Below are 17839 nucleotides of genomic sequence, written 5' to 3'. Positions count from 1 at the left end.
TTTTTAATATTCAAAAGGTAAATCTTTAGCTAATTGTACCTCTTGATCGTTATGAGAAATTATATGACTTTTCTCTAATGCCGTATCGCCTAATGAAATACCCCATGCCATCGCTAACGTCAATAAACTACCAATAAGTAATTTCTTCATATTCCATCACCCACATTTTTTATTTTAATATATCATGAAAATTTATCCCTATTATATGCAATTATGCATACCCATTTTTTGGATATTTATCTACTGATTTTATTTACGAGCGCTTCTTTATATGAATGCATTTCTAATATATCAAAAAAGAAACTTGCCTTTTTATATGCATCTTCAACCTCTGCCCCATCGTACTCCAACTTCCCTAGGCATTCACCTTTTTGATAATATAGCTGTCCAATTAATGCCATACTATTAATTCGGCATGATATTTCAATCGCTTTATTTACTTGATAAAGTGACTCTTCATATTGATTATCTAAATATAATGCTTTTGCATGATTATATCTTACCTTCACTTCAAATTCTTCATTATCATGCAATACCTCTAATTGTTTTAATATATCTTCAAATAACTCAATACTCTTCTTAAAATAGCTATTTTCAGCATAAATATTTGCAATCGCATTTTCTATATAAAGATTTTGGTATACGTCTATTCCAGCTAACTGTTGATTTAACAATTTTTTTAATTCTAAAATACAATATTCGTAATCAATTTTCTTTAATATGTAAGCTGCTACATGATATTGCCATTGAAGAAATTGCTGGAATTCAGGATGATATTCTTCCTTTTTCAGCTCATTCCATACTTTATTATAAATTTCTTTATATCTTTTTTGCTTACAAAGCATAATGATTTGATCTTTAAACTGTTTTTTTCTTTCAATATCGGAATAAATGAGTACCTCATAAAAATGAATAATAGGAACTTGTAATTTTGCTGCGATACCTTGCAATATATCCATACTTGGGTATACCGCACCCGATTCAATTCTACTCACTTCCGATTGATGACATATATTATCGGATAACTGTTTCTGTGTTAATCCTCTCATCACCCTAATTTTCTTAATTTCACTTCCTAATTTTTCTGCGTGCATACTTACTCACCATCCCATTAGAACAATCTAATTTTTTGAGTTGTCATACCACTACAATAATGTGAATTCGACAATTTTTGATATGAAATAATGCATAATATATATAAAATTCGGCAAATTTTTCATACAATTCATCTCACATACAATAATAGATTAGGAGTGTTATAGATGAATTATAGAAAACTTGCTAGTGCTTTCGTTACATTCGGTCTTCTTTGCCCTTTATCAACAGAAGCTATTCATGCTCAAGAATTAGACAAAAGTGCAGTCAAAGTTGAAATTGCTCAGCCTGGTTTAACAATCGGGAAATTAACACAACCTCAAAATGATACGAAAGAAAATATTGCTAAAAAGTATTTAAAAGGTGAGGTAAATGGGGCAAAAGCTCAACAAGAACAAGTTACTACTGAAAAAAATGTAGATTTCCAACCTACAAATAAAGAAACCAAAGAAAATCAAACCGAAGTTCGCCTTGCACAAACATATAAAAACTATAAAATATATGGCCAAGATCTCATTGTAAAAGTAGATAAAAATGGAGTAATCACAACTGTTAGTGGTAAAGTTGTTCAAAATTTAAATCAACAACCTAATCTTACTATAACAAATTTTTTGTCGAAAAATGAAGTAAAATCTAAATTACGCGATATAGTTCAAATTCCAAGTGATGCAGTTGAGACAGAATTCTCTAGCGAAACCGTTGTTTATAAGAAAAAAGATGGCTATTATACATTCGCAACTGTTATTACATTTACTTATGAAAACAATGAACAAATTATAAACGGCAATGCTATCGTTGATTTAAAAACTGGCGAAGTACTTTTCCAAGAAAAATTCATTAAAAACAAAGAGAATAAGACTATAAATCAAGTAACATCACCTAGATTATCCCCTACAAGTGAACAAGGAACTGGGAAAAATGCACTTCAAGAAAACATCTCTTTCAATATTGCCAAAGGAACTGATGGGAAATTTTATTTAGCGGATTTATCACGCGGAAATGGTATTTATATTTATAATGCAAACTACGCCGATTCCCTCGGAGGATATAGTCAAGCTGGTTATCCAGGGACGCTAATTTCAAGTAGTACTCCTAATTTTGCAGATAAAGAAGCCGCGGGCGCTATGAAGAACATGAGTGATATTTACGATTACTTTAAGAAAGAACATAATCTAAAAAGTTACGACAATAAAGATTCAAAAGTTGTTGCTAGTGTACACGGTTTTGATTCTACTGAAGTTAGTGATGGTGTAAAAGAAGACTATGTAAATGCATTTTGGCATCCCGCTTGGAACCAAATGGTATTTGGTGATGGTTTAGACGGAAAACTAACATCCGCTCTTGATGTAACAGCTCATGAATTTGGACACGCTGTATTCAGCGGCACGACGAAAAATAAAGTAGTGAGATATCCAAGCGCTGAAACATCTGCACTAAACGAGGGATTAGCGGATTTCTGGGGTACACAAATCGAATATTACGTAAAGAAAGATAAAGGAAACTGGATTATGGGCGATACATTAGGTGGTCTAACAATTCGTGATATCCCAAGGGAAATTGGTGACGGCGGTCATAAATTATATACAAATTTACAAGATTTCTATAACGATGGTAATAATCAAGAATCACACGTGAATTCTGGTATTATCAGTCACGTATTATATCAATTAGCTGAAGGTAAAACATATAACGGTGTTGCTGTTCAAAAACAAGGAAATGAAAAAGTAAGTAAAGTTGTTATGCGTGCATTGCAAAATTATGCAACTTCCGCTGAAGACTTTGAATCACTTCAATCTCATATCGTACAAGCTGCAAAAGATTTATATGGCACTGCCGTATCAAATGAATTTGCAAAGGCATTTGAAGCACACGGTTACAAACCGTTACAAAAAGTAAATCAAGTAATAGAAGTACAATAATTATAAAAAGAAAGTTACCTCTCATAGGTAACCTTCTTTTTATATCCAACCCTTTTCTTCCGCAATTGTAATTGCCTCAATTCTATTTTTCGCATCAAGCTTCGCTAATACTTCAGAAATATAATTACGTACTGTACCCGGCGAAAGATAAAGTGCCTTCGCAATTTCGTTTGCCGTCTTTCCTTCTTTCGCAAGCAACAGTACTTCCTTTTCGCGATCTGACAACGGATTTTGCTCCTGCCATAAGCCAAACATTAAATCTTGGGAGACCTCTCGTTTCCCCTTCATTACATTACGAATTGCTGCCGCTAAATCTTCACTTGGGCTATCCTTTAATAAATAGCCGTGCACACCAGCTTTCATTGCTCTTTCAAAATATCCCGGCCTTGCAAATGTTGTTAAAATCATTACTTTGCATGATGATTTTTCTTTCTTTAAAGTCTCAGCGACATCCAATCCACTTTGAATCGGCATTTCAATATCCATAATACTTACATCTGGCTTTAACGATTCAATTAATTCTAACGCCTCTTCCCCGTTCGCAGCTTGCCCAATTACTTCGATATCATCTTCTAGATCAAGCAGGGCCCCTAATGCACCACGAAGCATCCGCTGGTCTTCTGCAATAATAATTCGAATCATGCCCTCACCTCATCTTTTCCTGTTCTAATAACAACTGGAACTTTTACCGTTAATAACGTCCCTGGATTGATTGTACCTAGTTCAACAAATCCATCAATAAGAGCAATTCGTTCTTTCATGCCGCGAATACCATTTCCATCATGATTTTGATCTGTTAAACCGATTCCGTTATCTTCTACTTTCAAAATCAGTTCACCTTGTGATTCTAATACAGAAACTGCGCACCGCGTTGCCTTACTATGTTTTACAACATTTGTAACGGCCTCACGTAAACACATCCCGACAATATTTTGTTCAATTGGTGATAACGAGCTCGATCTTGCTTCTTGCCTCACTTCTAATTCAATATTAGCTGCTTGTAAGATCGCTTTTATTTGCTCTAGCTCTTCTTCTACCGTAATCATACGCATATCAGAAATTAATTCTCTCAGCTGTTTTAAGGCTGTACGAGACGTTTGTGTAATTTCCTTCGCTTCCACACTTGCACGCTCTGGATTTTTCACAATTAACTTCTCTACAAGCTGGCTTTTCAAAGTAATAAGAGATAACGTATGCCCTAATGTGTCATGAAGATCTCTTGCAATCCGCTGCCGTTCTTCACGTTTTACTAAGTCTTTAATTTGCTCGTTCGCCTGATCCAATTGATTTCTTAACATCTTTTTCTGATTAAAATTGCGCATACCAAATGGCGTAAGAAGCATTAAAATAAACATTGGAACGATATTTACTAAACTTGTAGTTGTTAGTTGATTCATATTTACAAATAAAAATGCTCCAAGCATGATAACTAACGAACATAACAGCACTCGAAATACTTTCTTATTTGGCGCAAATCCCATCGCACTTGCTGTGAAAAAGCCAAAAAATATCATAAAAGGATTATAAAATAAAGCAAATAAAAAGATGAGTACCATTTGAATACACGCCCAAAAAACAAACGTCCTCTGAACAAAATAAAGCTGACGGTATGTGACGATAAAAATTATCAACATACCGCTTCCTATTACAAGCTTCCATCCTGATGCCTGCGCTAAGTGATAAATTGGAAATAATAGATAAACAAACCACATATACGGGAAGAATCCCATATGTTTCGGAAAAATCTCAATCCTCTTCTTCTCTATCATTTATACCGCTTCCTGTCTTTTTCTTATATATATTGATACTACAACAAATATAAGGAAATAACCTCCTAATACCGCGATATTTTCCCATCCAATTGATTTTCCAGCTACAATATCCCACGCACCACTTCCGAAATGGTATGTCGGTGTCCATTCACCAATCGTTCTTAATATTTTGGGGAATACTTCAATCGGCATCCATAACCCGCCAACTATAGCTAAACTCATATTTAAAATATTTGCTAAGCCAGCAGCTGCGTCCGCCTTCTTAATGGAACCTATTACTGTTCCTAACGCTAAAAATGGTGTTACCCCTAACAATAACCATAATCCCGCACCAATCCATTGCCCTACCGTTAACTCAACATGATTAATTAGTATCCCTGCAATAAAGATAACTAATATTGAAAAAGCATTTACTACTGTTTGAGCGATAATTTTTGCTGTTAAATATGCTCCCTCTGGAAGCGGTGTAATTTTTAGAAGATGTGTCCATCCTTGCCCTCTTTCCTGAGAAAGTCTCACACCGAAACTAAAGAGTGCAGTCCCTACAATACTGAAAGTTGCCATCGAAATTAAATAGTGTGCTTTCCACGCATCTCCGTTTTGTGGTACTTGAACAACATTTGTGAAAATGTAGTAAAACATAACAGGCATTAATAATGAGAAAAAGATAAATAATTTATTGCGGAATGTACGTAAAATTTCTATTTTGCACTGCATCCATAACGCTCTCATGCGATTTCCTCCTTCTGATTTGCAACGAATTGTTCAAATGCCTCATCAAGACTTCCACGTTCAACTGAAACATCTGTTACAGGTAAACTCTTTTGATAAATGGCTTTTAAAGTTGCATCCGTATCCTCCGTTGTTAAAATGAAGCGTCCTTCGCTTGACTTTACTTCTGTTACATTTGGTAATTCCTTTAGTAATTTTGTAGGAATGCTTTCCTTCGAGTAAAATGTGATTGTTTTTCGCGAAATCGTCGCTTTCATTTCGTCTGGTGTACCATCTGCGATAATCTTTCCGTTCGCAAATAATAAGATACGATTTGCTAAAGCATCTGCTTCTTCTAAATAATGCGTCGTTAAAATAATTGTTTTCCCTTCACTTGCTAACTTTCGAATCGTTTCCCAAAACATTCTTCGAGACGTAATATCCATTCCGACTGTCGGCTCATCTAAAAATAACAAATCTGGATTTCCCGCAAGTGCAAGCGCAAAATTCAACCTTCTTTTTTGCCCACCTGATAACTTCTCACATCTTTGCTTTCGCTCTGATTCTAAATTTGATAACTGCAGTAACGTTTCTTTCGTTATAGGATTCGTATAATAACTACGGAATAACTCGATTGCCTCTTCCACCGTAATACTATCAATGACACTTACTTCTTGCAGCATCGCACCGAGGCTATTACGAACATCTCTATGCTTTGGACTCTTTCCAAATATAAAGACCTTACCTTCTGTCGGGTCCTTTAATCCAAGCATCATCGACATCGTCGTTGTTTTCCCCGCACCATTCGGACCAAGTAACGCTACTATTTCCCCTTTATTTACATGAAATGAAACATTATTTACTGCGTTTTTATGTTTAAATGTTTTAGAAACACCATTTACTTCAATAATCTTTTCCATCTCTCCACCCCCGCTGTTTCTTATATTTACATTGTATTGCTTGGAAAACTTAGGAAACAGTATGATGCGTCATGACATCGATATGACAATTGTCATGTATTCTTTATGAGAGGAATCAAGCTGCATACCGCAAGCGAGTAGCAGGACGAAAATAAACATGATACAATCGGTTAAGATATATATTCGAGGAAGGACAGTGGTTTTCATGATTATTCGTAATGAACAAGATTTAGAAGGCTTACGAAAAATCGGCCGCATCGTTGCGCTTGCACGTGAAGAAATGAAAAAAGAAGCGAAGCCAGGTATGACAACGAAAGAGCTTGATTTGATCGGTAAAAAAGTATTAGATGAGCATGGTGCTATTTCTGCACCTGAAAAAGAATATGATTTCCCAGGTGTAACTTGCATTAGTGTAAATGAGGAAGTTGCTCATGGTATTCCAGGAGATCGCGTATTAAAAGAAGGCGACTTAGTAAACGTCGATGTATCTGCTGCACTTGATGGCTATTATGCAGATACAGGTATCTCATTTGTTCTTGGAGAAGACGAAGCAAAAGAAAAGCTTTGCCAAGCAGCAGTTGATGCATTTTGGGCAGCAATGAAAAAGGTTAGAGCTGGCTCAAAACAAAATCAAATTGGTCGTGCTGTTTCAAACTTCGCACATAAAAGTGGATACAATGTTATTCAAAACTTAACTGGTCACGGCATTGGTCTTAGCTTACATGAAGCACCAAATCACATTTTAAGTTACTATGATCCAATGGATAATGCGCTTCTAAAAGACGGTCTTGTTATCGCTGTAGAACCGTTCATCTCTATGAAAGCTGATCATATTATTGAACGTGGTGACGATGGTTGGACATTCGTTACACCAGATAAAAGTCTTGTTGCACAATGTGAACATACCGTTGTCGTAACACGCGGTGAACCAATAATCTTAACAGAAATCTAATACCAAAAACGGCTGTCTTGTAGATTTATTCCACATAAAACAGCCGTTTTTTATTTTTGGGAAAATATGTGAACTACTGTTGAACTCTTTATCATTTAAGTATATAATCTTTAGCGGAGGTTACTTAAGCTTATCTTTACTAAAAAGATATTGTAACTAAGGAGTAAAACACCTTCTTTCCTATTATTTAAACAGGCTCAAAAATGACCGTAGTAACGTGTTAGTCGAATATTCTGTAATCCTTATATTTCTCTAACAATGTAAGAAACTATCACCTTTCAACTTCGGTCCACTAATCGCACAACTCTCTTTAGACAAAATAGATGACTATTTTCAAAGTACATATTGTCTTCATTCTGACCAAAACCAACCCTATCTAGATTTTTATTTCCACATAACTTTAAGGCAAAAATAAGCCTTCACAAAGGGATACACTACATTGGTTAGTATGTATCGTAAAACTTACCTTTATAACCATTCTTTTTTACTAGATATACATGAAAACTATCTCACATATAAAGGTCTGATATCAGTATTTTTTTCGACATTTTTTGTCGAATTGTGTATATTTCCATAGAACTGTGTAAATATACATTTTGTTTTACGTTAAATAATATTGCTTTGAACATAATTCTGTTTGTCTGAGAACGCGTATAGAAACGGAGGGATAACAAAAATAAATAGCTTATAACAAATACTTTTAATATTCCATTTGTTCATGTGGAATAAGTCCCCAATGGACAAATGAATGTTCAGAGGAGGAAAAATGAAAAAACTTTTTAATGTATGTTTAATTGTATTCGTACTATTTTCGCAACTTGCTAGTTTTCCATACAATCAAGTAAGAGCGGAAACCTTAACAGGAGATTCCTTATTTGACACTGTTGAAATGAAAGATGCGACGAATCATATTATTGACGAATCAAAAAATCCTAACAATTTAATAAAGATAGGATCAACCATTCAAGTAGAATACGCTTGGTCAATAAAGGATCAACAAGTTGCACACGCAAATGATACAGCAGTAGTTCAAATACCACTTGCATTAAAAGTATCTAAAGATTTGCAAGGGGATTTAGTAACAGATCAAAAAAATATTGGTCAATATTTTATAACAGCTAAAGATAATAAATTAAAATTAATATTTAATGATCAAGTAGAAAATTTGAAAGACGCTAAAGGAAAAATTAAATTTGATACTGTGTTTAACTCAACTTTAAAACCTGGGGAAAAATCAGTTCAAATCGCTTTTCCTTTAGGAACAATGGTTCAGCCTATATCAGTTCCTGTTCAAGTAGAAAACTCTAAAGAAGATGGCACCAAACAGGATACTAATAAACAAGCGCAAGATCCAGTAGCTAAACCTGTTACTGACAATCCGGAGCAAGATCCAGCAACTGAAACTGTTACTGATAATCCGGAACAAAACCCAGCAACTAAAACTGTTACCGATAATCCGGAACAAAACCCAGCAGCTAAAACTGCCACTGATAATCCGGAACAAAACCCAGCAGCTAAAACTGCCACTGATAATCTGGAACAAAACCCAGCAGTTAAAATTGCTACTGACAATCCAGAACAAAAGCTATCAAGCGACCCTGCTGAGAATACAAATTCAGGTCCAAAGCAAATAACAACAAACATTTTAACCGGTGTAAAGTTGACGGATAAAGACGGAAAACCATTTACAGAGGATAACCGTCCAAGTACAGATTCCCCTGCCAATATTGAGTTTACATGGGAACTTTTAAAATCAATGAATGTGAAAAATGGAGATTACTATATTTTTGATCTTCCTAAACATTTTAAGATTTACAATACAATTAACAGTCCTTTATATGATAGTGAAAACCATCAAATTGGTAATTTTACTGTTACAAAAGATGGAAAAGTCACGATGACATTCAACGATTATGTTGAAGAGCATCCAGATGTTGCTGGTAACCTACAATTAAAGACAGAATTTAATAAAGCTGAAATTAAAGGTACAACAACACAAGAAATTCCTTTCCCGATTAAAGATAAGGATGTTTCTATTACAGTTGACTTTAAGCCTAATGTACAAACAGCTACGAATAAAAAAGGATTACCTGATAGACCAATTAATACAAATGAAATTAATTGGAAAGTAGAGATGAACAAAACGCAAGACACCCTTAAAAACGCTATTTTTAAAGATAACATTCCACAAGGTACAAACTTAAATAAAGATTCTATTAAAGTTTATTATTTAGAAGTTGATGTTAATGGGAATGTAACGCGTGGTGCAGAAGCTGAGCCAACAGATTACAATATTATTTCATCAGATGGCTCAAAATTGGAGATTGCTTTCAAAGATTCTATCAATAAAGCATATCAAATCGAATATGCCACAAAAATTACTGATGAAAATATTAAAAGTTTCCGAAATAACGTTACGATAACAAGTGATAATCAAAAGCAACAAAACGCAAGCTCTACTGTAACGGTTTCTCGTGGTACACACTTAAATAAAACAAGTAAATATGATCCAAAGACGCAAACAATTGAGTGGACAATTACTTACAATGGTGATCAAAGAGAGATCAAAAAAGCAGATGCGATTTTAAAAGATATTTTTGACGATACACACGAACTAGATGCAAATTCTATTGTTGTAAAAAACGCTTCATATAATGAAAAAGGAACGCTTGTAACAGGAGACGCTGTTAATAATTACACTGTAAGTAACAAGAAGAATGGCTTCGATTTACAGTTTAATGATGATATTAATAGTGCTTATGTGATTACCTATAAAACCAAGCCAACTAATAAAGTTATAGAAGATGGAAAAGTAAAAAATAAAGTTACAGCTGATAATGATTCAAGTAAAGAAAATGAAGCTAGCTTCAAGCAGCAAAATATTATTAAATCTAATAATAAAGCTGAAACAAATTATAAAGACAAAACAACAACTTGGACAATTATAGTAAATAATAACAACTATCCATTAAACAACGCGATTATTACGGACACCTTTGATCATGGTGGATTACAATTAAAAGATAAGAAACTAGAAATTAAAGACGGAAATTATACCCTTCAAGCTGGGACTGACTATGTTTTAGATGTAACAGATAAAGGCTTCAAAATCACTCTTATAGGTACGTATCAGTCTAATATGACAAAGACATTAGTCGTAAAATATACGACAGACTTTGATTATACAAAGCTAGAAAGTGGTAAAACTTCATTTAAAAATACAGGTAACCTTTCTTGGATAGATACGGATTCTAATCCACAATCAAATAAAGTTGAAGCTAATTTCGATCCTGATACTTTCACAAAGGCAAATGGTTATAAATACGGTTCTTATAACGCCCAAACGAAGGAAATTACTTGGATAATAGGCTTTAACTATAATAATGTTGAGATTAAAGATCCTTATGTTATAGACGTCATACAAGATAAACAAAAGTTAGTGCCTGGATCCATTGAAGTGCGCGATATGATTTTAAATGGAAATCCTGATAATGCACAACCTGGTGATGCTGTACCAACTGAGAAATATGAACTTGAAGAACCTACAGAGGAAAATAAAAACACCCTAAAGGTTCATTTCAAACAATCAATTAATTCACCTTACTATATTATCTTTAAAACAAGCCTTGATGGTGAACTTATCCAAGGCACCTACAAAAACGAGGCAGATTTAAAAGATGGCTCTAAAATCGTAAACACCCTTACAGGTGACACTCAAGTAAATAAAGGTGGCAGCTTCGTTACTAAAAAAGCTGTGCAAGACGACAACTATATTAATTGGAGTATCGCAATTAACGAAAGCCAATCAACCATTGCAGATGCCGTTGTAACAGATGACCCAACCGAAAATCAGGTAATTGTGGAAGATTCATTCCACTTATATCCTACAATTGTTGATCCGTATGGAAATTTAACAAAAGATACAGTAAACGAATTAAAAGAAGGAACAGACTATAAACTCAAAATAACAACAGACAATAATACCGGAAAGCAACATTTCGAAATTGCCTTCTTGAAAAAAATTGATCGAGCTTATATTTTAGAATATCGCTCACTTATTAATGCAGATGATAAAGAAAAAGTAAGTAATAAAGCGAAAATCACAGGCAATAAGTTGACAGTTAAAAACACAGAAACTACTGAAACGATTGAAGTGAGAATGTCTTCTGGTTCAGGCGGAGGATCTGCTACTAAAGGCCGTGGAAACCTTGAAATTATAAAGGTAGATAACGACAATAAGAACGCACTATTAGCTGGGGCAGAATTTACTTTATACGATCGTACAGGTAAAACTGTTATCCGTAAAATTACAACAGACAAAGACGGTATCGCTAAATTTAATAATTTAAAACGCGATAAATATTTATTAAAAGAAACAAAGGCTCCTGAAGGCTATGTAATTAGCTGGGATTTAAAACAAGGGAAAATTGTTGAACTTGGTACACAAGAGACTACAACATATAAACTTGCAAATAAGAAGTTTGTCGGTAAAGTAGTTTTAACAAAGTCTGATGACCTGAATAAAAACGTCACACTGCAAGGTGCCGTTTTCACACTACTTGATAAAGACAAAAAAATAATTTCAGAACACGAAAAATTAACAACAAATGATAAAGGACAAATTACTGTAGATAATTTAAAACCAGGAACTTACTACTTACAAGAAACAACTGCTCCTGAGCATTATAAATTAGACAGTACACCTATACAATTCACAATCAAAGAAGATCAAACAACAGTAATAAACCGAACTGCAACAAACAGTTTGATTCCAGGATCGGCCATTTTAACAAAATTCGATAAAGATGGAAAAACTTTAGCAGGTGCGGAGTTCAGTGTACGCGATCGATATAACAAAGTAATTCGTGGATATGAAAAATTAACGACAAATGATCAAGGACAAATCGAAGCAAAAGATTTACGCCCTGGAGACTATCAATTTGTCGAAGAAAAAGCACCTAAAGATTACGACATAGATAAAAAACCAATTGAGTTTACAATTATAAAAAGTCAAAAGAAAGCACTTACTGTTACCGCGACAAATCACCTCATTAAAGGTGGTGTCACTTTAACGAAAGTCGATGATGTCGATGGCACTGCCCTTGAAGGTGCTGTATTTAAAATTGTCGATGCGAATGACGAGAAACAAGTAATTCGTGAAAATATAAAAACAGGTTCAGATGGAAAAGTTACCGTTAAAGATCTAGAGCCTGGTGTTTATAAATTTATCGAAACAGAAGCTCCTAAGGATTATACGTTAAGTACAAACCCTATCGAGTTTACAATTGATAAAAGCCAACAAACTCTTGCTACTGTTACGGCAAATAACAGCTTAAAAACCGGCGAAGTTGAATTATTAAAAGTTGATGAGTTTGGTGAGAAAAAACCACTAGAAGGTGCAGTATTCAAACTTGTCGATACAAATAATAATGACGTTTCCCCTCACACTAACTTAACTACTGATAAACACGGTAAAGTTAAAGTTAGTAACCTACGTCCTGGTACGTATAAATTTATTGAAATAGCCGCTCCTGAACATTACGTTTTACGAGCAGAACCTATTGAATTTACAATCGATAGAAGTCAGAAAGAAACTCTACTTGTGAAAGCTGAAAATGCTTTAAAACCAGGAGATGTTGAATTAACAAAAGTTGATGATATCGATGGTACAGCTCTTGAAGGTGCTGTATTTAAAATTGTTGATGCAAATGATGAAAAGAAAGTTATTCGCGAAAATGTAAAAACTGGTGCGGATGGTAAAGCTATCGCTACTGGCTTACGCCCTGGCGATTATAAATTTATCGAAGTAACAGCACCGAAGTATTACGACAAAAATACAAAACCAATTAAATTTACGATTACAGAAAGTCAAACAACTCAGGCTACTGTTACCGCTAAAAACAGCTTAACAAAAGGCGGTATTGAGTTAACAAAAGTGAATGCTGCAGATGAAAAGGAAACACTTGAAGGTGCAGTATTTAAAATCGTTAATAGAGATACTAATGAAGATGTTCGTACGGACCTTGTTACGAATAGTAAAGGAATGCTAGTTGTAGATGACTTACGTCCTGGTAACTATAAGCTTATCGAAACAAAGGCTCCAACTTATTACGATGTAAATGTAGAACCAATTGAATTTACAATTGAAAAAGGACAACAAAAACTCCTTCCACTTACATTTAAAAATAGTTTAACGAAAGGAAAAGTTAAACTTATTAAAGAAGATGATGTGGAAAGTAGTAAAGCTCTTGCCGGCGCTGTATTCACATTGCAAGATGCAACTGGCAAAGAAATTATGAAAGATTTAACAACAGATGATTACGGAGTATTAGTTATTCCTGATTTAGCACCAGGGGATTATCAATTTATCGAAACAAAAGCCCCTGAACATTATAAATTAGACAAAACACCTATTAAGTTCACAATTAAAAAAGGTAGTAAGGAAGATCTTCCTATCCCTGTTACTGTAAAAAACAGTTTACTTACAGGTGGCGTCACTTTAACAAAAGTTGATGATGTTGATGGCACTATTCTTGAAGGTGCAGAATTTATAATCGTTGACGCTCATGATACTAAAAAGGTAATTCGCAAAGGTTTAACGACTGATAAAAACGGTAAAATTTCTGCTTCTGATTTACGTCCTGGAGACTATCAATTTATTGAAGTAAAAGCTCCAAAAGACTATACCTTAAGCAAAGACCCTATTCCATTCACTATCGAAAAAAGTCAAAAAGAGAATATTACTGTTACTGCTACTAACAGTTTAAAGAAAGGTGCAGTAACATTAACAAAAATTGACGACATCGATCGTACGATGCTCGAAGGTGCAATCTTTAAGATTGTTGATATGAATGGTAAGGAAGTTCATACGAATCTTGTTACAGATAAAAACGGTAAAATTTCTGTTTTTGATTTACGCCCTGGAGACTATCAGTTCATTGAAACAAAAGCTCCTGAGCACTATGTATTAGATGAAACAACGATTCCATTTACAATTGAAAGAAGTCAAACGAAAGAGATCAATGTTACAGGCAAAAATGCTTTGAAAAACGGTAGCGTTGAACTAACAAAGATTGACGATATTGATATAAATACAAAACTTGCTAACGCCGTATTTAATTTATTAGATGCAGACGGAGAGCTAGTTAAAGAAGGCTTAAAAACAAATGATGAAGGTAAAATTGTTGTTGAAAACCTACGTCCTGGTACGTATCAATTCGTTGAAACAATTGCTCCTGAACATTACGATTTAGATAAAAAACCTATCGTATTTACAATTAAAAAGAGCCAAACTGAAACTCTTCATATCACTGCTACAAATGCTTTAACAAAGGGTGCAGTTAAACTTTCTAAAGTAGACGATGTTGATGGCACTGTTCTTAAAGATGCAGTATTTAAAATTGTTAATATGAACGGTGATGTAGTTCATAAAGACCTTGTTACAAATGAACAAGGAATAATCGAAATTAACGACCTACGTCCTGGTGATTACCAATTTATCGAAACGAAAGCTCCGAAGCATTACGTTTTAGATGAAACACCAATCAAATTCACTATTGAAAAAGGACAGAAGAAAGCTATTTCTTTAACTGCTACAAATAGCTTAAAACAAGGTAGTATCGAATTACTTAAAGTTGATGATTTAAACACTCAAACAAAACTTGCCGATGCGGTATTTAATTTACTTGATCAAGATGGCAAAGTACTTAAAACAGATTTAAAAACAAACAGTGAAGGTAAAATCGTTATCGAAAACTTACGTCCTGGTACGTACCAATTCGTTGAAATAACGGCTCCTGAACACTATGATTTAGACAAAAAACCAATTATATTTACAATTGAAAAAAGCCAAAAAGATATTGCTACCGTTACTATGAAAAATAGTTTAACAAAAGGCGGCGTGGAACTTTCTAAAGTGGATGACGTCGATGGCACTACTCTTGAAGGCGCAGTATTTAAAATTGTGGATATGAATGGTACTGTAATTCGCAAAAATCTTGTTACGAATCAACAAGGTAAAATTAGCGTTTCTGACCTACGTCCTGGTGATTATCAATTCATCGAGACAACGGCTCCGAAACACTACGATTTAAACAAAGAGCCAATTCCATTCACAATTACAAAGAGCCAAGCTGATCCTATCTCCGTTACAGCTACAAATAGCTTAACGAAAGGCGCTGTGGAACTTTCTAAAGTGGATGATGTAGATGGTACTGCTCTTAAAGATGCGGTATTTAAAATTACTGATCTGAATGGTAAAGACATTCGTACTGAGCTTACAACAGATGTACACGGAAAAATTTCTGTTTCTGATTTACGTCCTGGGGACTATCAGTTTGTTGAAACGAAAGCTCCTGAACACTATAAATTAGATAGTACACCTATTAAGTTTACAATTAAGAAAAGCCAAAAAGAAAAGCTCCAAGTTACTGCTACAAATAGCTTAACTGAGGGTGCTGTAGAATTAATAAAAGTGGATGATATAAATCCAGATACAAAACTTTCTGATGCAGTGTTTAACATCATCGATGCGAAAGGTAAAATTGTTCGCACTGATTTAACTACTGATAAAGATGGTAAGATTACTGCTACGAACTTACGCCCAGGAGACTATCAATTCATTGAAACGAAAGCTCCGAAAGATTACGATTTAAATAAAACACCTATTAGCTTCACTATCGAAAGAAGTCAACTAACTCACGCTTCTGTTACTGCTAAGAATGGCCTAACAAAAGGTGGCGTGGAATTAACGAAAGTTGACTCTATAGATAAGAAAGAAATGCTAGAAGGTGCGGTATTTAAAATTACTGATCTGAACGGTAACGACATTCGTACGAATTTAGTTACCAATAAAGACGGAAAAATCATCGCTAAAGACTTACAACCAGGAGACTATCAATTTATTGAAACAAAAGCTCCTAAACATTACGACTTAAATGAAGAACCAATTAAGTTCACAATCGAAAGAAGTCAAACAAAGCATGTCTTCGTTACAGCTATTAATAGCTTAACGAAAGGTAGTGTTGAGTTAATTAAAGTTGATGATGCCAAGCAAAACACAACACTTGAAGGTGCAGTATTTAAAATTGTTAATAAGGATGGACACGATGTTCGTACCGATTTAACTACTGATAAAAACGGCCGTTTAGTTGTGGATGAATTACCGCCAGGAGACTATGAATTTATCGAAACAAAAGCTCCTGAACACTATGACTTAAACAAAACACCTATTAAGTTCACAGTTAAAAAAGGCCAAGAAAAAATCGCCTCTGTTACTGCTACGAATAGCTTAACTAAAGGCGCAGCTGAATTAACTAAAGTTGATGACATCGATGGTACTACTCTTGAAGGAGCAATCTTTAAAATTGTAGATATGGACGGCAAGGATGTTCGTTCTGATTTAACTACTGATAAAGATGGGAAGATTTCTGTTTCTGATTTACGTCCGGGAGATTATCAGTTCATTGAAACGAAAGCTCCAACTGGCTATGATTTAAACATTAAACTAATTCCTTTCACAATTACGAAAGGACAATCTCAGATTACCTCTGTTACAGCTTTAAATAGTTTAACAACAGGTTCAATTGAGTTAACTAAAGTTGATATTGATCACCATGGAACACTTGAAGGTGCCATTTTCAATATTTTAGACCAAGATGGAAAAATCATCCGAGAAGGTTTAAAAACAGACCAACACGGAAAAGTAATCGTAAATAATTTGAAACCTGGTAATTATCAATTAGTAGAAACACAGGCTCCTAAAGGCTATCAATTAGATGCATCACCAATAAACTTTACAATTGATAAAGCCCAAGCTACACCACTACAAATTACAGTTTCAAATAAAAAGATTGAATCTTCGTCAGGTGGAGATGACAAGCCAGTTACTCCTCCAAATAAAGAAGAGAACAAAGGCAATGAAACATCTGAGAAACACGAAAACGGAACTTCCGAAGAAACATCGAATAAAACAGATAACAAACAGCAAGATGATCGAAATACGGATAAACACCTTCCAAATACAGGTCATAAAGAAGACCCTACACAAACAGTAGGTATCCTTCTTCTACTAGCTGGATTATTAAGTATTTTGGCTACGAAACGCAAAAAAAATTATTAATAATTTTTTCACATCCAATCAATCTCTCAATTGATTGGATGTTTTTTTATACAAAAAGGACGATACATAAAGTATCGTCCTTTTAACGGGGTGAGGCTGCCCAAAAGTACGGAAAACCTTTGAACAGCCTCTTATTTTCATATGGATGCCTTACATATATCACTGATAATAATTATGAAATGCGGAAACATAATTACCATCAACTGATTCAAACATGAGAAATGAAACCCTACAGTGGTTCCATTTCTCTACATAATCTAAAGTTTGGGTACACTAGATTCATGCAATGTAGGAGCTTTCAGAGTAGAAAGCGAACCTTCGTTTAAAATGATAGCATACATATCTTCCTC

Annotated in this window: 9 protein-coding genes; 3 read left to right on the top strand and 6 right to left on the bottom strand. The window is 34.4% G+C overall.

Going from position 1 to position 17839, the window contains the following annotated elements:
* Positions 1-3: 3 nt before the first annotated feature.
* Both MKY38_RS23010 and plcR read right to left on the bottom strand, forming a co-directional pair.
* Positions 4-150 carry a quorum-sensing peptide PapR gene (locus MKY38_RS23010; RefSeq protein ID WP_000734730.1) on the bottom strand — a complete coding sequence of 49 codons (147 nt, stop codon included), beginning with the start codon at positions 148-150 and terminating at the stop codon, positions 4-6.
* An 86-nt stretch (positions 151-236) separates the two neighbouring features.
* On the bottom strand, positions 237-1094 hold the full coding sequence (gene plcR, locus MKY38_RS23005) for a transcriptional regulator PlcR (protein ID WP_000542911.1): 858 nt from the start codon (positions 1092-1094) through the stop codon (positions 237-239).
* Positions 1095-1262: 168 nt separating this feature from the next.
* On the opposite strand from plcR, the gene MKY38_RS23000 reads away from it, so the two are divergent.
* Positions 1263-3014 (top strand): M4 family metallopeptidase, encoded by a 1752-nt coding sequence (locus tag MKY38_RS23000; RefSeq protein WP_114555776.1) that lies wholly within the window; start codon positions 1263-1265, stop codon positions 3012-3014.
* Between the two features lie 39 nt (positions 3015-3053).
* Here MKY38_RS23000 and MKY38_RS22995 read toward each other — a convergent pair whose 3' ends face one another.
* From MKY38_RS22995 to MKY38_RS22980, 4 genes are read right to left on the bottom strand one after another with little or no spacing between them, the layout of a single operon-like run.
* Positions 3054-3656 (bottom strand): response regulator transcription factor, encoded by a 603-nt coding sequence (locus MKY38_RS22995; protein ID WP_000619237.1) that lies wholly within the window; start codon positions 3654-3656, stop codon positions 3054-3056.
* Complete coding sequence (locus tag MKY38_RS22990) at positions 3653-4783, bottom strand: sensor histidine kinase (protein ID WP_114555775.1); 1131 nt, start codon at positions 4781-4783, stop codon at positions 3653-3655. Before MKY38_RS22990 ends, MKY38_RS22995 begins: the two co-directional genes overlap by 4 nt.
* Entirely contained in the window at positions 4784-5518 is a 735-nt protein-coding gene (locus MKY38_RS22985; RefSeq protein WP_001202431.1) for an ABC transporter permease, read from the bottom strand.
* Positions 5515-6417 carry an ABC transporter ATP-binding protein gene (locus tag MKY38_RS22980; RefSeq protein WP_065224450.1) on the bottom strand — a complete coding sequence of 301 codons (903 nt, stop codon included), beginning with the start codon at positions 6415-6417 and terminating at the stop codon, positions 5515-5517. The genes MKY38_RS22985 and MKY38_RS22980 overlap by 4 nt, the downstream gene beginning before the upstream one ends.
* A gap of 157 nt (positions 6418-6574) precedes the next feature.
* On the opposite strand from MKY38_RS22980, the gene map reads away from it, so the two are divergent.
* Positions 6575-7369 carry a type I methionyl aminopeptidase gene (gene map, locus MKY38_RS22975; RefSeq protein ID WP_100910518.1) on the top strand — a complete coding sequence of 265 codons (795 nt, stop codon included), beginning with the start codon at positions 6575-6577 and terminating at the stop codon, positions 7367-7369.
* A gap of 766 nt (positions 7370-8135) precedes the next feature.
* On the top strand, positions 8136-17489 hold the full coding sequence (locus MKY38_RS22970; RefSeq protein ID WP_341049772.1) for a SpaA isopeptide-forming pilin-related protein: 9354 nt from the start codon (positions 8136-8138) through the stop codon (positions 17487-17489).
* Positions 17490-17839: the final 350 nt, after the last annotated feature.

Origin of the sequence: Bacillus sp. FSL R5-0585 (assembly GCF_038004545.1) — a bacterium.
Classification (GTDB): Bacteria; Bacillota; Bacilli; order Bacillales; family Bacillaceae_G; genus Bacillus_A; species Bacillus_A cereus.
This window is presented reverse-complemented; position numbering and strand designations above follow the sequence as displayed.